This window comes from Halorussus vallis (assembly GCF_024138165.1).
Classification (GTDB): Archaea; Halobacteriota; Halobacteria; order Halobacteriales; family Haladaptataceae; genus Halorussus; species Halorussus vallis.
The window spans coordinates 672,234-690,596 of record NZ_CP100000.1; the positions used below are offsets into that span (position 1 = coordinate 672,234).

Genomic DNA, 18,363 nt, shown 5'->3' on the forward strand with positions numbered 1-18,363 from the left:
GAGGCGGGTAGCCGATACTTATTCGGCCGCTCGGCGCGCGTTCGGCCGCTCGACGTGCATTCTCCCAGCCGACGCACGCTCCACCAATCGACGCACGTGCGGCCGCCGGGCGGCCGCACGCGCGTCGACCCGACCGACGCTACTCGACGCTGATGTGGGCCGCGAGGTCCTCGCGGACGATGGTTTCGCAGTACTCGCAGCGAACGCCGTCGTCGAGCACCTCGAACTTCGTCTCGACCGGTTCGTCGGCGTTCGTGATGCAGTTGCGGTTCGGACACGACAGCACGCCGACGACGCGGTCGGGGCGTTCGAGTTGCTGCTTCTCGACCACCTCGTACTCCCGGACGATGTTGATGGTCGCCTCGGGCGCGATGAGCGACAGCACGTCGACCTCGTTCTGGCTGAGTTCCTTGCCCTCGACCTTCACGATGTCCTTGCGGCGCATCCGGTCGCTTGGGACGTTCATCCCGACGCTGACCGCCTCGCCCTTCGACCCGTCGATGCCGAGGATGGCCAGGACGTTGAGCGCCTGGCCGGCGCGGACGTGGTCGATGACGGTGCCGTTTCGGATCTTGCTCACGCGGAGTTGGTGGTCGCTCATCGGTCTTCCTCCTGCTCCAGCATCAGGTCGAGCAGCGCCATCCGGACGGGGACGCCGTTGTGGGCCTGTTCGAAGTACTTCGCGTAGGCGGTGTCGTCCACCTCGGAGGCGATCTCGTCGACCCGCGGGAGCGGGTGCATCACGGTCAGGTCGTCCTTCGCGTCCTCCAGGGTTTCGAGGTCGATGCCGTACTCGCCCGCGATGGCGTGGTACTCGTTCTCGTCGGGGAAGCGCTCGCGCTGGATGCGCGTGACGTAGAGCACGTCGAGCGACGGGAGCACCTCGTCGAGGTCTGTGTGCTCGCGGACGTTCGCGCCGCGCTCGTGGAGGTCGTAGCGGACGCTCCGGGGGAGCTTCAGGCTCTCGGGGCTGACGAAGTGCTGCTGGGCGTCGAAGTTGGTCAGCGCGTGGGCGAGCGAGTGGACCGTCCGGCCGTACTTCAGGTCGCCCATGATGCCGATGTTCAGTCCGTCGAGACCCGACGACTCACGGATGGTGTAGAGGTCGAGCAGGGTCTGGGTCGGGTGGTGGCCCGCCCCATCGCCCGCGTTCAGGAGGGGCACGTCGACGAACTCGCTGACCATCTTGGCCGCGCCCTGACTGGGGTGGCGCAACACCAGAGCGTCGGCGTACCCCTCGATGACCCGGGCGGTGTCGGCGAGGCTCTCGCCCTTCTTCACCGACGAGGAGTCGACGGGACCCATGTCCACGGCGTCGCCGCCGAGGCGCTTGATGGCCGTCTCGAAGCTCATCTTCGTGCGCGTGCTCGGCTCGTAGAACATCAGTCCGAGCACCGTGTCCTCGCGACGGTCGGCGAACGCGCCGAGGTCGGCGTCGATCTCGGCCGCGCGGTCGAGGACCTCCTCGATGTCGGGTCGAGAGAGTTGTTTTGCGGTAATGAGGTGGTCGTGCCGCATCAGTAGAGTGTGGGTGGCCCGGCGTTATTGAATCTCCCGGACTACACCGAGAGCGAGTAACGTGTCGGGAGAGCGATATCGGCGTGAGATTCATCCGGATACAGCCCAACGTAGTGTCGATGAGTTCCTCACCGCCCGGCCCGAAGGGCGAGCCGTTGTTCGGTAGCAGTCGCCGGTACGCCCGCGACCCGTTTCGCTTCCTGTCTGCCTGCGAACAGGCGTACGGGGACGTCGTCCGATTCGACCTCGGGCCGCTCGACACCTACCTCCTGACCGACCCCGCCGACGTCGAGCGGGTGCTGGTTTCGGAGGCCGAGAAGTTCCGCAAGCCCGACTTCCAGGACGACGCGCTCGGCGACCTGCTCGGCAAGGGCCTCCTGCTCAGCGAGGGCCAGACCTGGCGCGACCAGCGCGAACTCGCCAATCCGGCGTTCCGGGCGAGTCGGCTGACGGGGTTCGCCGACGACATCGTCGCCCACAGCGACGACCTGCTGGCCGGCTGGTCGGACGGCGCGGAGGTCGACGTCGAACTGGACATGACCCAGGTGACGCTCGCGGTCATCGTCGACCTGATGCTGGGCACCGACCTCGACGACCGGCGGGTCCGGACCATCCGCGAGGCGCTGGAACCGCTGGGTGCCCGGTTCGAACCCGACCCCGTCCGGTTCGCCGCACCGCAGTGGCTCCCGATGCCCGGTGACGGCGAGTACGCCGACGCGGTCGAGACGATGGAGGGCGTCATCGACGACATCGTCGCCGAACGCCGGGGCACCCACGGCGACGCGACGACCGACGAGGGGCCGGACGACCTGCTGTCGATTCTGCTCCGGGCGCAGGACCGCGGCGAGCAGTCCGACCGCATGATCCGCGACGAGGTGATGACGATGCTGCTGGCGGGCCACGACACCACCGCGCTCACCCTGACCTACGCGTGGTATCTGCTCTCGCAGCACCCCGAGGTCGAACGACGGGTCCACGAGGAGGTCGACGCGGTGCTCGGCGACGACCCGCCGACGATGGCCGACGTCGGGAACCTCGACCTCGTCGGGCGGGTCGTCGACGAGTCGATGCGGCTCTACCCGCCGGTGTACACGATGTTCCGCGAGCCGAAGGGCCCTGTGGAACTAGGCGGATACCGGATTCCGGAGGACGCCGCGGTCATGCTCTCGCAGTGGGCGATCCACCGCTCGGAGCGGTACTGGGACGCCCCCGACGAGTTCGACCCCGACCGGTGGTCGCGCGAGGTCGACCGGCCGCGGTTCGCGTACTTCCCGTTCGGCGGGGGGCCGCGCCACTGCATCGGCAAACACCTCGCCACATTGGAGGCGAAACTCATCCTCGCCCGGACCGCCCAGCGGTACCGCCTCGAGTACGCCCGAGAGCGCGACCCGGAACTCAGGCCGACCCTGACGATGCACCCCAGGGACGGGATGCCGATGCGGGTCCACGAGCGGTGAGGGCCGAGCCGGCGAAATCGCGTCGAGCGACGCAGAGATTCCGGTCACAGTGTTCCGCGGTGCCACGGAGTATTTCTCTCAGGAAGACGGAGACGGAGGTGTGCCGACTGCCTACATCACCGCCCCGCCAGACGCCGCGGGGAACATCGCCGAGTTGCTGGTCGAGGAACGCCTCGCGGCCTGCGTCAACCGTTTCCCCTGCGTCTCGGTCTACCGGTGGGACGACGAGATTCAGCGCGACGACGAGGTGGTCCTGCTGGCGAAGACGACCGAGGAGGCGTACGACCGCCTCGCAGAACGAGTCGAGGAGGTCCACCCTTACGACGTACCGTGCATCGAGCGGTTCGAGGAGACGGACCTGCTGGCGTCGTTCGCCGAGTGGCGCGCGGAGGCGGTCGAGTGACCCGGAATCGAAATCGCCAGCGCGGCCCGTGGGCGCTAGTGGTCGGCGTCCTGCTGGTGGCGCTCGCCGCCATCGCCCGCGGCGCGCTCCGGCGACTCCGGCGGCGGAGTCGGTAGTTTAACTCCGCGCTCGGAGTTCGTCCAGCACCGCGAGCGTCCCGTCGGAGTACGACCGCTCCAGCACCACGTCGGCGGCGCGCTTGGCCTTCTCGTCGGCGTTCGCCACCGCGTAGGACTCCCCGGCGACGCCGAACGTCGAGACGTCGTTCTCCGAGTCGCCGACGGCGACGAACTCCGCGGGGTCCCGGTCGAGCAGTCGCGCGACCGACTTCAGCCCCTGGCCCTTGCCGATGCCGGCCGACTTGACGTGGTAGGCGTAGCCGGTGTCGACGACCTCCAGGCCGTGCTCGTCGGCCAGTTCTTCGAGCGGGGCGAGCGGTTGGTCGCGGGCGACCGCGATTTCGGTTTCGCGCCAGCGGTTGGTCAGGTCGCTCTTTCCCCAGCCGAGGTCGTAGCCCGCCGCGACGTACTCCTCGGCGACCCGGCGGGCCGCCTCGCCGTCGGCGTTCTTCGTCACCTCGTCGCGCGCCAAGACGATGCCGCCGTTCTCGGCGATGACGTTCTGCTCGACGTACATGAAGTGACAGAGCGCGACCGGGTAGGGGAACGCCTTGCCGGTCGCCACGACGACCGGCGCCTCCCACCGGGGGAGCACGTCGAAGAAGCGCGGGTCGATGGAGTCGTCGGGCCGGGTGAGCGTGCCGTCGATGTCGAGGACGAGCGGCGGAACCATGGCTCACCGTCGGGGAGTCGCGCACAAAAAGCGGTCGTTCCAGGTTGCGTTCGACGCCTCGCCGCCGCGAGGCGTCGAACGCGCGAACTATCGCGCCGCCGGTCGCTCAGAACGTCGGCACCCAGACGCTCTGGGGGAACACGCCGACCATCGCGAGCACCGCGATGAGGAACGTCCCGACCACGATGGCCGCCGCGGGCGGGTCGAAGTGGGTGTCGGCGTGGGCGTAGAACACTCGCTGGATGGCTTCGCCCGCGAGCGCGCAGATCACGCCGAAGACGCCGCCGACCACCAGCGCCGAGAGCAGCGGAATCGCGGCCGCCACCTCCGACGGCGGGGCCTGCGAGACGGCCATCCCGGCCGGCGCGAGCGCGAGCGCCGCCGTGCTCGCCGGAAGACTGATGTGGTGGGTGACCGGAATCTGTTCGACCCCGCAGTTCAGGAACACCAGGCTCGCGGCGCTGATGCCGAACGCGAGGAACGGACTGCCGGTCTTGTACGCGATGAACGCCGCGAGGATGCCGACCACGAAACCGATGGTCGCCACGTTCGCCCACCTGTACTGGTGGGGGAGCCACGGTTCGACCACGAACCGACCGTCGGCGGTCCCGCCGTCGGCGGTCGGTTCGCCGGGTTCGGCGCCGTCCTCCGTCGCGGCCTCGCCGATGATGCGGCGTTCGCCGTCCTCGAACGGCGACATGTCGAAGATGCCGCCGCTGGTGTCGCCGATGAGGTCGTAGCCGAAGACGAGGCGGTGGGCGACCGCCGAGAGCACGACGCCCATCGCGATGGGGTCGTAGGGCATCCCGAACGTCGACGAGAGGACCGTCAGCCAGTAGCCGAGGATACCGAACGCGCCGCCGACCGCGAGCACGTCGGGTTTCGTCCCCTGCGCGAACGCGATGTCCTTCGCGTTGTGGTAGTCGAAGCCCGACTCCATGTAGCCCTTCTTGGCGGCGTAGGCGGCCGCGGCGGCCCCGCCGGCGAAACTGATGGCCGGCGAGAACGGCGCGCCGAACGCGATGGAACCGGTGATGCCGACCGCCGCGAGTTCGCTCGCGGGACCGGAGGTCGCGCCGGCGACCGACTTGCCGATGATGTTCGCCGACTCGCCGGCGATGACCATGAAGCCGGTGAAGATGAACGCCGGGAGCGCGCCGAGCGCCGCGCCGAACGCCCCGCCCGCGAACGCGGCGATGAGCAGTTCGAGCGCCCAGAGGTCCGCGAGCGCCATCAGCTCTCACCCTCGTCGCGGGCCCAGTCGCGCGAGCGTTCGACCGCCTCGGCCCAGCGGTCGTACATCTCGTCGGCCTCCGCGGGGGCCATCTCGGGTTCGAACTCGCGGTCGACCCGCCAGTTGTTCCGGAGTTCCTCGGGGTCGTCCCAGTAGCCGACGGCGAGTCCGGCGGCGTAGGCCGACCCGAGCGCGGTCGTCTCGTCGACCTCCGGCCGGGCGATCTCGGTGCCGATGATGTCGGCCTGAAGCTGACAGAGGAAGTTGTTCTTGACCGCGCCGCCGTCGACTTTCAGGCTCTCTATCTCGATGTCGCTGTCGGCGACCATCGCCTCGGCCACGTCGCGGGTCTGGTAGGCGATGGATTCGAGGGTCGCGCGCACGACGTGTTCGCGCCGGGTGCCGCGGGTCATCCCGACGATGGTGCCGCGAGCGCGCTGGTCCCAGTGGGGCGCGCCGAGGCCGGTGAACGCCGGGACGACGTAGACGCCGTCGGTCGAGTCGACGCTCCGGGCCAGCCCCTCGGTTTCGCCGGCGTCGTCGATGAGCGTCATGTCCTCGAGCCACTCGATGGCCGCGCCCGTGACGAAGATTGCGCCTTCGAGGGCGTACTGGACGGGTTCGCCCGACCGCTGGAAACCGACGGTGGTGAGCAACCCGTGGTCGCTGTCGACGGCCTCGTTGCCCGTGTTCATCAGGAAGAACGACCCGGTGCCGTAGGTGTTCTTGGCGTCGCCGGCGTCGAAGCAGGTCTGGCCGAACAGCGCGGCCTGCTGGTCGCCGAGCGCGCCCGCGACCGGAATCTCGGCGCCGAGGAAGCCCTCGGAGTCGGTGGTGCCGTAGTAGTTTTCGTCGCTGGACGGTCGTACTTCGGGCAGGCACGCCTCGGGGACGCCGAACTCCGCGAGCAGTTCGTCGTCCCAGTCCATCTCGTGGATGTTGAACAGCATCGTCCGCGAGGCGTTGGTCACGTCGGTGACGTGCTCGCCCGTGAGGTTGTAGATGACCCACGAGTCGATGGTGCCGAACAGGATGTCGCCGTCGGCCGCCCGCTCTTCGAGGTCGGCGGGGCGGGCGCGCTGGGTCTTGATGGGGTCCGCGTTCTCCAGCAACCACTCGGCCTTGGTCGCCGAGAAGTAGGCGTCGGCCTCCAGCCCCGTCTTCTCGCGGATCTCTTCGACCTTGCCGGACTCCTCGAGTTGTTCGACGCGGTCGGTCGTCCGGCGGTCCTGCCAGACGATGGCGTTGTGGACCGGCTTGCCGGTGTCGGCGTCCCAGAACATCGTCGTCTCGCGCTGGTTGGTGACGCCGAGAGCCGCGAGTTGGTCGGCCGAGATGTCGGCCTTCGCGAGCGCCGACTGGACGACGGTTTCGGTGTTGTCCCAGATCTCCAGCGGGTCGTGTTCGACCCAGCCGGGTTCGGGGTAGATCTGTTCGTGCTTCTCGTAGGCGTTGGCGACGACGGTACCGTCGTGGTCGAAGACCATGAACCGGGTGCCCGTCGTCCCCTGGTCGATAGCGCCGACGTATGTTTCGTTCGTCATGGATGCATCACCGTGGGGTAATCTTCCTGCCAGCCTGACGACACTGCACGCTGTTTACGCACGGTGCCGTTCTACCAGTAAACAATATTGACTTTCGTTATAAAACTTTCGCAGAACTGGTTTTTGGCGTGGAATATGGCCGGTGACACGTCCGAAAAGGACCGGCTCGACGACGTTTACTGAACAGTCGTGAATGGCGGTAAAGTAAAGTGGTCGCGCTCCGATTTCTGAGAAAACGGATGACAGAAACGACGGACGTCCTGATTATCGGCGGGGGGTCGACCGGAGTCGGCATCGCCAGGGACCTGGCGATGCGGGGGGTCGACGTCACCCTCGTCGAGAAAGGGAATCTGACCCACGGGACGACCGGTCGGATGCACGGCCTGCTCCACAGCGGCGGGCGCTACGCCGTCTCGGACCAGGCGAGCGCCCGCGAGTGCATGGAGGAGAACCGCGTCCTCCGGGACATCGCCGCCCACTGCGTCGAGGAAACCGGCGGCCAGTTCGTCCAGTTGGCCGGCGACCCCGACGAGTACTTCGAGGAGAAACTCGAAGGCTGTCGGGACTGCGACATCCCCGCCGAGGTCCTGAGCGCCGAGGAGGCCCGCGAGGAAGAGCCCTACCTCACGAAGGACGTCGAGCGCGCGATTCGGGTGCCCGACGGGGCGGTCGACCCGTTCCGCCTCTGCGTCGCGAACGCCGCGAGCGCCGTCGAACACGGCGCTCGCGTCGAAACTCACGCCGAGGTGGTCGACGTGCTCCGCGACGGCGACCGGGTCCGCGGCGTCGCGGTGCGCCACGACTCCGGGCCGGGCAAGCGCGAACACCGGAAGGCCGGCGAGCGCGAGGAGATAACCGCCCGCCACGTCGTCAACGCGACCGGCGCGTGGGCCGGTCGCGTGGGCGAACTCGCCGGCGTCGACGTGGAGGTCAGGCCCTCGAAGGGCGCGATGGTCGTGATGAACTGCCGGCAGGTCGACACCGTGGTCAACCGGTGTCGGCCCAAGGGCGACGCCGACATCGTCGTGCCCCACGAAACCACCGCCATCCTGGGCACGACCGACGTGGAAGTCGACGACCCCGAGGACTACCCCGAGGAACAGTGGGAGGTCGACCTGATGATAGACGAACTCTCGGAGTTGGTCCCCATCCTCCGGGAGGCCCGGACGGTCCGGTCGTTCTGGGGCGTCCGGCCGCTGTACGAACCGCCGGGCACCGGCACCCAGGACCCGACCGACATCACGCGGGACTTCTTCCTGCTCGACCACGCCGAGCGCGACGGCGTCGCCGACTTCACCAGCATCGTCGGCGGGAAGTTCACCACCTACCGGCTGATGGCCGAGAAGATATCGGACCACGTCTGCGAGAAACTGGGCGTCTCTGCTGACTGCCGCACGGCCGACGAACCGCTCCCTGGAAGCGAGGACTTCTCGGTGCTCCGGGACTACATGGACGAGTTCGGCCTGCGGTCGCCGGTCGGCCGCCGGAGCGTCCAGCGGTTGGGCAGTCGGGCCGACGAGGTGCTGGGGACCGCGGAACCGAACCCGGTCGTCTGCGACTGCGAGGCCGTGACCCGGGCAGAGATTCGCGACGCGGTCAAGCAGTCGGGCACCGACCTCAACGCGGTCCGCATCCGGACCCGGGCGTCGATGGGCAACTGCCAGGGCGGCTTCTGCTGTCACCGGATGGCGGCCGAACTCCACCCCGACTACGACCAGACCCAGGCGTACGCCGCGCTCGACGAACTGTTCGCCGAGCGCTGGAAGGGCGAGCGCCACGCCCTCTGGGGCGAACAGCTCTCGCAGGCCGCGCTCAACTACGCGCTCCACGCGGCGACGATGAACCGGGACCGCGACCCCGCCGCGGTCTCGGACGCCGACGGCGACGAATCGTCGGACGTCGACTTCTCGGCGTTCGATTCGGGCGAGCGAGCGGTCCCGAACCCCGCGACCGACGGCGGTCGCCGGCACGACGGCGACGGAGGCACCCGTGGCGATTGAAGACGACGTGGTGGTGATCGGCGGGGGCATCGCCGGGATGACCGCCGCGCTGGCGGCCGCCCGCGAGGGTGCGGGCGTCCGCCTGCTCGCCCACAAGGAGTCGACGCTCCGGAGCGCGAGCGGACTGGTCGACGTGCTGGGCTACGACGCCGACGAGAACCTCCTGTCGGACCCCTTCGAGGCCGTCCCCGACCTGCCCGAGTCCCACCCCTACCGAACTGTCGGCGTCGAGGGAATCCGCGACGCGCTCGCGCTCTTCGACGACGCGGTCGGCGACCGCTACCGCGGGGGCCACACCGACCGGAACGCGCTCGTGCCGACCCACGGCGGGTCGGTCAAGCCGACCGCCCGCTACCCCGCGAGCGCGGCGGCCGGCCTGGCGAGCGACTCGCGGGACGCCCTGCTGGTCGGCTTCGAGACGGTCACGGACTTCGACGCGCCGCTGGCGGCCGCCCACCTCGAATCGGCGGGCGTCCCGTTTTCGGTTCGGGGGACCGTGATTTCGTTCCCCGGCGACTTCCGGGTCGACGCCAAGGTGACGCGGTACGCCGACGCGCTCGACGCTGACGAGCGCGTCGAGGTCCGCGGCGACGGCTACAGCACGAAACTCCCCGTCCGCGAGGCGCTCGCGGAGGCGGTCAAGCCCCACCTCCGGGGCGCCGAGCGCGTGGGCTTTCCCGCGCTGCTCGGCCAGCACCGCCCGGCCGAGGTGCGCGAGTCGCTCGAAGCCGAACTCGGCGCGGCCGTCTTCGAGGTGCCGATGGGGCCGCCAAGCCTGCCGGGGATGCGCCTCGAAGGCGCGCTCCTGTCGGCCAGCCGTGAGGCGGGCGTGCGGTTCACGACCGGCAATCCGGTGGTGGACTACGAGACGGCGGACGACAGGGAGGGGACCGACCCGGACGGCCGCGTCGCGGCCGTCCGGGTCGAGCGCAACGGCGCGGCCATCCCGTTCCACGCCGACCAGTTCGTGCTGGCGACCGGCGGCCTCGTCGGCAAGGGTATCGATTCGGACCGCGAGGGCGTCGCGGAACCGATATTCGACTGCCGCGTGGCCCACCCGAGCGACCGGTACGACTGGTTCGCCGACGACGCCTTCGGCGACCATCCGTTCGCCCGGTTCGGGGTGGACGTCGACGACGACCTCCGACCCCTCGATTCGGCCGGAGACGCGGAGTTTGCGAACCTGCGCGCCGCCGGGGCGGTCCTCGGCGGCTACGACCTCGCCGCGGAGAAGTCCGGGTCGGGCGTCTCGCTCGCCACCGGGCGGGCGGCCGGACTGGCCGCGGCGCGGGAGGTGACGAACTACTCATGAGTGACGCAGAACAGCCGATAGACCCGAACGACGCGAACGACGTGCGCGAAGAGGAGACGGTCGCGAACGACGAGTTCGAACCGGTGCAGGTGTTCCCCGAGAGCGAGGAGATGGACCTCCGGCCGGGGAGCGACGACTGCTACAAGTGTTCGACCTGCGACACCGAGTGTCCGGTCGCACAGGTCGACGACGACTTCCCCGGACCGAAGTTCCAGGGTCCCGAGCAGTGGCGGCTCAAGCGCAAGGAGGACCAGGACATCGACGATTCGGTGATGTCGTGTTCGAACTGCATGCGCTGTGACTCGGCGTGTCCCTCCGACGTGCCGCTGAGCCAGATGCACAACACCGCCCGCGGGGAGTACGTCGAAACCCAGATGGACAAACTCTCGCGGGAGTACGTCCGCAACCGCATCCTGGCGAACTACCGGACGATGGCCGAGTTGGGCAGTAAGGTGCCGCGGCTCACCAACTTCGTGATGGGCCTGGACGTGACGAAGTGGTTCAACGAGACGGTGCTGGGCATCACGTCCGAGCGGGAGTTCCCCGAGTTCGCCGAGGAGACGTTTCGAGAGTGGTGGCGCGACCGCGGAGGCCCCGGGGTCCGCTCGGAGGACAAGCGCGTCGCGTACTTCCACGGCTGTTACTCGAACTACAACACCCCCGAAGTCGGCAAGGCGATGGTCGAGGTCTTCGAGGCGTTCGGCTACGAGGTCGTCGTCCCGAAACAGCGCTGTTCGGGCACGCCGATGTTCGCCAACGGGATGCTGGAAGACGCCAAGCGCGCGGCGGGCATCAACGTCGAGAACTTCTCGGGGCTAATCGAGGAGGGCTACGACGTCATCGCCTCCTGCACGTCGTGTTCGATGTCGCTCCGCCAGGAGTACCCCGAACTGTTCAGCTACGACGGGACCGCGAGCGTCGCGGCCCACACCTACGAGGCCCTGGAGTACCTCCGCGTCCACGAGGACCTCGAAGGCGCGCTGGCTGAGAGCGAAGTCGACGCCGGGGAATTCGCCTATCACGCGCCCTGTCACGCCCGTAACCAGGGCCTCGACGGGCAGGCTGTCGAGTTGCTCGACCACCTCGACGGCGCGGACGCCGAGGACGTCGGGCCGTCGTGTTCGGGCATCTCGGGCACCTACGGCTGGAAGGACGAGAAGTACGAGACGTCGATGAAGATCGGGGCGGAGATGTTCGAACACATGGAGGCGGCCGACGCCGAGACGGGGATGACCGAGTGTCCGACCTGCGCGATGCAGATGGAACACGGTACCGGCTACGAGATCCGCCACCCGCTCGAAGTGCTGGCCGACGCGCTGGTCGACGAGAGGAGCGACTGAGGAGCCATGAACCTCGAAGAGCGAATCGCGCGACGACAGACCACGCGGGACGACGACCTGGTCGTCGACCGGAACGTGCTGAACCCCGCGGTCCACCTGCCGGACCCGGTCGGCCGCGGCCCCGTCCTCGAACGACTGCTGGACGCGCTCGACCCGGTGTTCGACCGGCGGGTCCCGCCGGACGTCGCGATATACGGTCCGAAGGGCGCGGGCAAGTCGGCGCTCGTGAGCGCGCTGTTCGCCGGCCTCGACGAGCAGGTAGGCCGACAGCGACAGGGCATCGGCACGACCACCCGCGCCGGAACCGCCACCGACACGGTGCAGTTCGTCCACGTCGACGCCTACGGACTCACCAGCGAGTTCCGGTTCTACCACGCGCTACTCGACGCGGTCGTCGCCGAGTCGGTCCCGCGCCGTGGCGTCGGGACTGAGACGCTCCGCGACCGCGTCGCCGAGGAGTTCGCCTCCCCGACACGGTCGGCCGTCGTCGCCGCCGACCACCTCGCGGAGGGGGATTCACCGTCGGCCGCCGACGTCCGCGGGTGGCTCGAACCGGTCGAGGACGCCGTCGCGTTCGTCGCGGTCGGTCGAACGGTGCCCGACGAGTGGACCGCCGAGACGGTCCACGTGCCCGCCTACCGCCAGCACGCGCTCGTCGACGTCCTGACCGAACGAGCCTCGCGGGGGCTGACCAGCGGCGCACTCCGCCACGGCCAGGCCCGGCGAATCGCCGAGTGGGCCAGCGGCGACGCCCACGACGCGCTCGCCGCGACGTTCGTCGCGGCCGACCGCGCCGCCGCCGACGGCGTCGACCGCATCCGGGCGCGCGACGTCGACGACGGCATCGACGACGTGCCGACCGACGGCGTCCACCTCGGGCGCGTCCTCACCCTGCCGGAGAACCGCAGGCGGGTTCTCGCGGAACTGCTGGCGCTCGACGCCGCGCCGTCCATCGACGAGGCGGCGACCGCCATCGCGGAGCGCTCGGACCTGTCCGCCGGCACCGTCAAGCGGTTCCTCTACGAACTCGCCGAAATCGGCGTCCTCGAACGGCTGCAGACCGACGGGAGCGACGGGAGCGGCCGCCGTCCCAGTCGCGTCGAACCCCGCTTCCCGACGCTCCCGTTCCGGCGGGTCGACGGGGAGCGTCGAGGAGAGTAGGCGGTCGAGCGACGGCCGGCGTCGAAGTCGAGACGTCGGGTTTCTGCCGACCGGCGAAGGCCGAGAAGGACCGACCGGTCGCGGTCGGCCTATAAGTTCCCGGAGGGCGAAGCCGCGCCCATGCGACGACTCCGGGTGACCTTCTACGCATCGGACGTTGAGGTCCACCCGCTCCACACCCTGCTCGCCGAGCGGGCGTACGTCGAGTCGGCCCAAATGGTCCACTGGAACGCGGCGGGCGAGACGCTCACCCACGTCTTCCGGGTCGAGGGCGACCGCGAGCGGTTCGCGGCGGAACTGGCCGAGATGCCCGAGGTGTGCTCGTTCGACCTGACGCCGGTCGAGGGCGAACGTTTCTACGCCTACGTGCGCGCCGAGACGACGCCGCTCCAGCGCGAGATGTTCCGGACCTACGAGGAGGGCGGCCTGGTCGTCACCTCGCCGCTCCAACACACCGACGGCGGCGGGGTCAGCTTCGACGTGGTCGGGACCCCCGCGGCGCTCCAGGCCGCGTTCGAGTCGGCGCCCGACGGCGTCCGGGTCGACGTCGAACGGGTCGGCGGGTCGGGTGCAGACGGGGCCGACGCCGCGCTCGGCGCGCTCTCGCCGCGACAGCGCGAGGCGGTCGCGGCCGCTCTCGAACTCGGCTACTACGACGTCCCCCGGACCGCGAGCAGCGAGGCGGTCGCCGAGCGACTGGACTGTGCGCCGAGCACCGCGGCCGAACACCTCCGGAAGGCCGAGTCGAACGTCCTCCGGGCGCTGTTCGAAGGAGAGTGAGCGTTCTCCGCGTCAGTCGTTCCGCGGCGCGGGCGCGGGGTCGGTCGGCGACTCGCCGCCGTACTCCAGGTCGTCGGTGTAGTGGTCCACCAGCAGGACCGCCGCCGCGCCGACGACGGCCGCGAGGACGACGGCGACGGCCCGACTCGCGGGCCACGCCCCCGGCGCGCCGAGGACCTTCGCGGCGGGGAACCGGAGCGCGCCGACCATCAGCGCCACGAGGAACGTCAGCGTCACCTCGTGGTGCTCTTCGAGCGCCCACTCGACGACCCGCGAGAACGTGAGGATGCCGACCGCGGCGCCCGCGACGAACGAGACGACGCTGACGAACGGGCCGACCGCGTCCGAGACGGGGCCGCCCCGTACGACCCCCACGGCGGCGTCGATGAAGCCGTGGAGCGTCTCGGACATGAACGTGTACTGGCCAAGCAGGATGAGCAGGAACGACCCCGAGACGCCGGGGAGTATCATCGCGCAGATAGCGAACGCCCCGGCGACGAACAGCACGACCGGCGAGTGGGGGACGCTCGCCGACGCCGAGATGCCTGCAACGAAGAACGCGAGGAGGAAGCCGACGACTGCGGCGGCCTGCTCGCCGCGCGTGTCGAGGCCGACCTCGCTCCAGAGGACGACCGCCGAGGCGGCGATGAGGCCGAAGAAGAAGGCGTACAGCATCGCCGGGTTGGAGTTCTTTATCGCGAGCACCGCGCCGGTCACCGCCACGACGGCGGTCATCACGCCCGCGCCGAGGACGACGAGGAACCCGACGTCCATCTCGCGGAGGAGGTCGACCACGCGGCCGCGGGCGTCGGGGTCGTAGGCGCGCGGCAGGTCGACGAGCACGTGGGGGTCGAACGCCGCGATAGCGCCCACCAGTCGCTCGTAGATGCCCGTGATGAGTGCGATGGTCCCGCCGGAGACGCCGGGGACGGCGTCGGCGGCGCCCATGAACAGACCCTTGAGGTAGATGGCGAGCCACTCTCGGAGGTGGCCCGGGGAGGAAGCGTCTGACATTCGAGTGGGGCTACACCGACGGAGCGGAAAACAGTTCGGCTTTGGGGTTCGGGTGGCGTCTCGTCTTGTTGGCACTGAAATCGGGTACCGTCGCTGTAGTTGTGAGCAACCGCGACCGCAACTGCGACCGCCACGGCATCTGCGACTGCGACTCACACGACTCAAATGAGGACCGCAACCGCCACCGCGACATGGTTACCGTAACTGCAACCGCCACGGCTACAGCGACCGCTACTCACACGACGCAACTGAGGACCGCAACCGCCACCGCACCGCCTCAGCCACACGCCTCCCCAGCCGATTCCCTCACTCGCGCCTGACGGCGCCCGTTCGGTCATCCACCGTCAGAGCTTCGCTCTGACGAGCCTTCGTTCACTGCGTTCACGAAGACCTCGCGCAGAGAAGGCGCGACCCCAAACCGCGGGGTCGCGCCAGCGCGCGCCGATTCGGTGGCGAAGATAGCGCACTCGAAGGTCACGAGGATGCGCGAGGTGCGGCTGCCAGGGTGTGAATCGCCTACGAAGAAAATTCGAAAAAGCCGCGTTCTCGGTCAGTCGCGAGACGCGACGACCGCCGCGGCGCCGAACGCGCCGACCAGACCGGCGCGGAGGGGCGTCGTCTCCTCGCGGTCGGGGAGCGCGTCGGCGGGCGTCGGCTTCGCCTTTGCCGACTCGGCGCTCGGCGCGCCGAGCGCCGACGAGTTGTTCGTGGCCGCCGAGCCGTTACCGGTCGGCGCGGTGCCGTTTCCGGCCGCGGTCGAGTTGTCCGCACTCGGCGCGGTCGAGTTGCCGGCACCAGGGGCCGACTCGTTCGCTGGCGGCGCCGAGGAGTTGTTCTGCGACTGGTTCTGGTTCGGCGGCGTGTAGGTCGTCGGGGTGAGCTTCACGTTCACCGGCTTCTGGCTCTCGCCGATGACCTGGGCTTCCGTCACCTGCGCCGTGGCGTTCTGGTAGTGGAGCGTCCCGTTCTGCCAGTTACCCTGGGTGGTGAACTGGTACGGGCCGACCGCCTGTACGCTGACGTTGGTGTAGCCCTGTTTCGGCCCCCAGTTGTCGTAGCCGGTGGTTGAGTACGGCAGCGTCATCGTGAACTTCCCGTCCGCACCGGTCTTGGCCTGCTGGCGGTAGGTGAACGTGCCGTTCTGGCCGACCGGCGACATCCGGACCTGCGCGGTGACCGTCGTGTTCTTCGGGCCGGTGCCCTGGACCGTCGCGCCGGGCACGCGCTCGAACGTCTTCACCCACGAGGGCGAGGTCATGAACATCTCGCGGGGGTTGATGCCCGCCTGCTGGAGCAGGCGCGCCTCGCCCTGGAGCGTCCGGAGGTAGCTCTGGGAGCTAGTGCCGGAGGCCTTGCTCTGCTTGACGATGCGGTAGTGGTTGAGCGCCGGAATCCGCTCGTTCGGGAACGGACCGATGCCCCCGATCTGGGCCGAGCCGTCCTGCTGGACGAACTGACGAGCCTGCTTCATCGTCGGGAACTTCCGGACGACCGTGCTGTTGGCGCCCTGGTCCTCCTGGACGAACTTCGAAGCGTTCGCGCCGGAGATGCGGTCGTAGTCGACCACGTACGGCCGCGGTTCGACCGCGCTCCCGTGGTAGAGGTAGAGCCGAACCATCTGGCTCTGGTAGTAGCTCTGGTCCTTCATCAGGAACGACACCCGGGGCTGGTTCTGCTGGAGGCCGCTGTAGACGTAGGTGTAGAAGTCCCAGTTCGAGACGTTCGGGTTGAACACCGTCGGCGCGGAGAACTTCGAGGTCGGCTCGATCATCTTCCAGTCGACCATCACGTAGCGGGTGTCCTCCTGGTTCTCGCCGAGTCGCTGGATGATGTTGTTGGCCCGCGTCTCGTTCTGGGCCAGCAGGTACTTCGCGGCGGTGTCTGCGCCCTCCTGGAACGGGTTGGCGTTCGGAATCCGCTCGCCTTCGACCGTAATCCAGTGGCCGTAGTCCCACCACGACATGACGCCGTAGGACCCCTTCGGGTAGGAGAAGTCGCCGTCCTGCTGGTGGTAGGTGCCGTAGTAGTCCATCTTCGCCTCGTTGTTGGCGTTGGCGTAGTCGCCCTCCGAAGGCGTGCTGTTCGCCAGCCAGTCGAGGCTGCCGTCCCACTTCGTTATCGCGCCGGGTTGGGTGTTCTGGCCGGTGGTGACGGCGGTCGTGGTCTTGTCGATGAACGGGTTACCGCTGTTGCCGATCTGGGCCGGGAACACCAGCACGGGCGTCATCAACAGCACCACGAGCAGCACCGTGACGACCTGCGTCCCGTTGATGTCGGACAGCGAGTCGCGACTCGGCAGGTTCGCCCACGAGAACACCTGCCCCACGAGGTAGGCGTTCAGCACCGCGACCGGCACCGCGAGGTAGTAGTTGAACCGGACCTGCGTGAACGCCGCGGCGATGAGGAACGCGAACCACACGAGCACCAGGAACTTCTCGGCGCTGTGGTCGTCGTCGCGGAACGCCCGCCAGACCATCCAGAGGCCGGCCGCGATGGCGGTGAACAGCATCAATCCGTACTCCTGGATGATGATGTCGTACCACGCGATGCCGTACTGGGGCTGGGCCCGCGAGAGGAACGGCTGGGCCTCGCCGATGGTCCGGGTCGCGGCGTTGGTTTCAAACCCGATGACGCGGATGACGTTGTTCCGAATCAGGCCGAAGAACTTCGGTGCCGCGAGCGCGACGACGCCGGCGATGGCGACGATGATACCGCCGATGGCCGCCGGGTAGAGCCGCGAGTCGAGGTCGCGGGCGTCCCACTCGCGGGCGAGCCACGCCATGAAGGCGCACCCGGCGGCGACGCCGAACGCGAGGACTGGCTGGAGCGGCGAAAACTTCGTCGGACTCGGATTCAGCGTGCCGAGCGGGACGAGCAACAGCAGGCCCGTCACGGTCATGCTCACCGCGCCGGTGATGGCGAGGTGGTCGGGGCTGACCCCGCGGAGGTAGTCGGCCGAGAGCTTCAGCATGAAGAAGACGCCGAAGATACCGATGAGGAGCACGCCCGGCGGCCACGTCCACAGGTACAGCGCCGTGGCGACGCCGGCGAGGACGGCGTAGCCGAGCGGCCGACGCAGTGACGCGAAGTCGCGGTCGGCGAGCAGTTCGTAGACCGGTCGCTCGCGCTCGGCGACGGTGAGCGCGACCATCATCGCCAGCACCGCGAACGTCATGAACAGCGGTTCGGCGATGTTGTGGTCGGCGAAGCCGACGAGGCCGCGCCGGAGGAAGGTGCCGGGCAGCAGCGCCAGCACGACGACGCCGAACAGTCCGCCGAGTCGTCCGGCGAGGCGCTTGCCGACGAAGTACGTCGGGACGGCGACCAGCGCGCCGAACACCGCGGGCGCCACCAGAAGGGTCTTGGCGATCAGCTGGTTCGACGGGTCGCCGAGGCCGACTATCAGCGCGGCGGTGGCGATCAGTTGGTCGTACAGCGTCCCGAACTGGCCGACGCTGGTGCCGAACGGGAAGTAGGTCCACGGGTCGTACGGCATCGTCTTCGGCCAGTTGTGGACCGTGTAGGTTACTTGCCGGAAGTGATACCACGCGTCGTTGCCGGAGAAGAATATCTCGCCGCCTTTGGTGAACTTCTCGAAGGCCTGGAGGCGCACCCACAGCATGAACACCATGGCGGCGCCCAACACGGGGACGTGATACCAGTCTTCGAACGCGTCGAGGACCGACCCGACCGTATCGGTGGAGTCCTCGACCTGCTCAGTCTGCTGGCTCATTGAATTGAGAAACTGCCAAAACGCGCATAAGCCTTATGAATTGAACACGTGGCCGGAAACGAACCTGTCCTTGGT

The 18,363-nt window shown here is 68.8% G+C and carries 14 protein-coding genes; 7 read left to right on the forward strand and 7 right to left on the reverse strand.

Translation table 11 applies throughout. The features are described 5' to 3' along the window. Positions 1–139 precede the first annotated feature (139 nt). Both pyrI and pyrB read right to left on the reverse strand, forming a co-directional pair. On the reverse strand, positions 140–601 hold the full coding sequence (gene pyrI / locus NGM07_RS03655; protein WP_253517256.1) for an aspartate carbamoyltransferase regulatory subunit: 462 nt from the start codon (positions 599–601) through the stop codon (positions 140–142). Further along, complete coding sequence (gene pyrB, locus NGM07_RS03660; RefSeq protein ID WP_253517258.1) at positions 598–1,518, reverse strand: aspartate carbamoyltransferase; 921 nt, start codon at positions 1,516–1,518, stop codon at positions 598–600. The genes pyrI and pyrB overlap by 4 nt, the downstream gene beginning before the upstream one ends. A gap of 119 nt (positions 1,519–1,637) precedes the next feature. Here pyrB and NGM07_RS03665 point away from each other — a divergent pair, with 119 nt between their 5' ends. Both NGM07_RS03665 and cutA read left to right on the forward strand, forming a co-directional pair. Continuing rightward, a complete protein-coding gene (locus tag NGM07_RS03665) occupies positions 1,638–2,975 on the forward strand; it encodes a cytochrome P450 (RefSeq protein WP_253517260.1) in 1,338 nt (445 codons plus the stop codon). A 100-nt stretch (positions 2,976–3,075) separates the two neighbouring features. After that, positions 3,076–3,378, forward strand: a complete 303-nt coding sequence (cutA, locus tag NGM07_RS03670) for a divalent-cation tolerance protein CutA (RefSeq protein ID WP_253517262.1) — start codon at positions 3,076–3,078, stop codon at positions 3,376–3,378. 117 nt (positions 3,379–3,495) lie between these two features. Here the strand turns inward: cutA and NGM07_RS03675 are convergent, their stop codons facing one another. The 3 genes from NGM07_RS03675 to glpK all read right to left on the reverse strand — a co-directional run bounded on the left by NGM07_RS03675 (position 3,496) and on the right by glpK (position 6,948). Continuing rightward, positions 3,496–4,170 carry a phosphoglycolate phosphatase gene (locus tag NGM07_RS03675; RefSeq protein WP_253517264.1) on the reverse strand — a complete coding sequence of 225 codons (675 nt, stop codon included), beginning with the start codon at positions 4,168–4,170 and terminating at the stop codon, positions 3,496–3,498. Positions 4,171–4,276: 106 nt separating this feature from the next. Beyond that, a complete protein-coding gene (locus NGM07_RS03680) occupies positions 4,277–5,404 on the reverse strand; it encodes a DUF7973 family transport facilitator (RefSeq protein ID WP_253517266.1) in 1,128 nt (375 codons plus the stop codon). Then, on the reverse strand, positions 5,404–6,948 hold the full coding sequence (glpK, locus tag NGM07_RS03685; protein ID WP_253517267.1) for a glycerol kinase GlpK: 1,545 nt from the start codon (positions 6,946–6,948) through the stop codon (positions 5,404–5,406). Before glpK ends, NGM07_RS03680 begins: the two co-directional genes overlap by 1 nt. Positions 6,949–7,187: 239 nt before the next feature. Here glpK and glpA point away from each other — a divergent pair, with 239 nt between their 5' ends. The 5 genes from glpA to NGM07_RS03710 all read left to right on the forward strand — a co-directional run bounded on the left by glpA (position 7,188) and on the right by NGM07_RS03710 (position 13,541). Continuing rightward, the gene (gene glpA / locus NGM07_RS03690) at positions 7,188–8,948 is read left to right on the forward strand and encodes an anaerobic glycerol-3-phosphate dehydrogenase subunit GlpA (protein ID WP_253517278.1); all 1,761 of its coding nucleotides are present in this window, start codon (positions 7,188–7,190) and stop codon (positions 8,946–8,948) included. Beyond that, the gene (glpB, locus tag NGM07_RS03695; RefSeq protein WP_253517281.1) at positions 8,938–10,260 is read left to right on the forward strand and encodes a glycerol-3-phosphate dehydrogenase subunit GlpB; all 1,323 of its coding nucleotides are present in this window, start codon (positions 8,938–8,940) and stop codon (positions 10,258–10,260) included. Before glpA ends, glpB begins: the two co-directional genes overlap by 11 nt. Further along, a complete protein-coding gene (locus NGM07_RS03700) occupies positions 10,257–11,600 on the forward strand; it encodes an anaerobic glycerol-3-phosphate dehydrogenase subunit C (protein WP_253517284.1) in 1,344 nt (447 codons plus the stop codon). Before glpB ends, NGM07_RS03700 begins: the two co-directional genes overlap by 4 nt. A gap of 6 nt (positions 11,601–11,606) precedes the next feature. Continuing rightward, on the forward strand, positions 11,607–12,761 hold the full coding sequence (locus NGM07_RS03705; RefSeq protein ID WP_253517286.1) for a Cdc6/Cdc18 family protein: 1,155 nt from the start codon (positions 11,607–11,609) through the stop codon (positions 12,759–12,761). A 120-nt stretch (positions 12,762–12,881) separates the two neighbouring features. Further along, entirely contained in the window at positions 12,882–13,541 is a 660-nt protein-coding gene (locus NGM07_RS03710; RefSeq protein WP_253517289.1) for a helix-turn-helix domain-containing protein, read from the forward strand. 12 nt (positions 13,542–13,553) lie between these two features. Here the strand turns inward: NGM07_RS03710 and NGM07_RS03715 are convergent, their stop codons facing one another. Both NGM07_RS03715 and NGM07_RS03720 read right to left on the reverse strand, forming a co-directional pair. Continuing rightward, positions 13,554–14,555 carry a DUF368 domain-containing protein gene (locus tag NGM07_RS03715; RefSeq protein WP_253517291.1) on the reverse strand — a complete coding sequence of 334 codons (1,002 nt, stop codon included), beginning with the start codon at positions 14,553–14,555 and terminating at the stop codon, positions 13,554–13,556. Positions 14,556–15,105: 550 nt separating this feature from the next. Further along, complete coding sequence (locus NGM07_RS03720; RefSeq protein ID WP_253517292.1) at positions 15,106–18,288, reverse strand: oligosaccharyl transferase, archaeosortase A system-associated; 3,183 nt, start codon at positions 18,286–18,288, stop codon at positions 15,106–15,108. Between the last annotated feature and the right edge of the window lie 75 nt (positions 18,289–18,363).

Bases quoted from the DNA above. Each gene is read 5' to 3' on its own strand.
- pyrI (WP_253517256.1), bottom strand. From the start codon at position 601: ATGAGCGACCACCAACTCCGCGTGAGCAAGATCCGAAACGGCACCGTC.
- pyrB (WP_253517258.1), bottom strand. From the start codon at position 1,518: ATGCGGCACGACCACCTCATTACCGCAAAACAACTCTCTCGACCCGAC.
- NGM07_RS03665 (WP_253517260.1), top strand. From the start codon at position 1,638: ATGAGTTCCTCACCGCCCGGCCCGAAGGGCGAGCCGTTGTTCGGTAGC.
- NGM07_RS03675 (WP_253517264.1), bottom strand. From the start codon at position 4,170: ATGGTTCCGCCGCTCGTCCTCGACATCGACGGCACGCTCACCCGGCCC.
- NGM07_RS03680 (WP_253517266.1), bottom strand. From the start codon at position 5,404: ATGGCGCTCGCGGACCTCTGGGCGCTCGAACTGCTCATCGCCGCGTTC.
- glpK (WP_253517267.1), bottom strand. From the start codon at position 6,948: ATGACGAACGAAACATACGTCGGCGCTATCGACCAGGGGACGACGGGC.
- glpA (WP_253517278.1), top strand. From the start codon at position 7,188: ATGACAGAAACGACGGACGTCCTGATTATCGGCGGGGGGTCGACCGGA.
- NGM07_RS03700 (WP_253517284.1), top strand. From the start codon at position 10,257: ATGAGTGACGCAGAACAGCCGATAGACCCGAACGACGCGAACGACGTG.
- NGM07_RS03705 (WP_253517286.1), top strand. From the start codon at position 11,607: ATGAACCTCGAAGAGCGAATCGCGCGACGACAGACCACGCGGGACGAC.
- NGM07_RS03710 (WP_253517289.1), top strand. From the start codon at position 12,882: ATGCGACGACTCCGGGTGACCTTCTACGCATCGGACGTTGAGGTCCAC.
- NGM07_RS03715 (WP_253517291.1), bottom strand. From the start codon at position 14,555: ATGTCAGACGCTTCCTCCCCGGGCCACCTCCGAGAGTGGCTCGCCATC.
- NGM07_RS03720 (WP_253517292.1), bottom strand. From the start codon at position 18,288: ATGAGCCAGCAGACTGAGCAGGTCGAGGACTCCACCGATACGGTCGGG.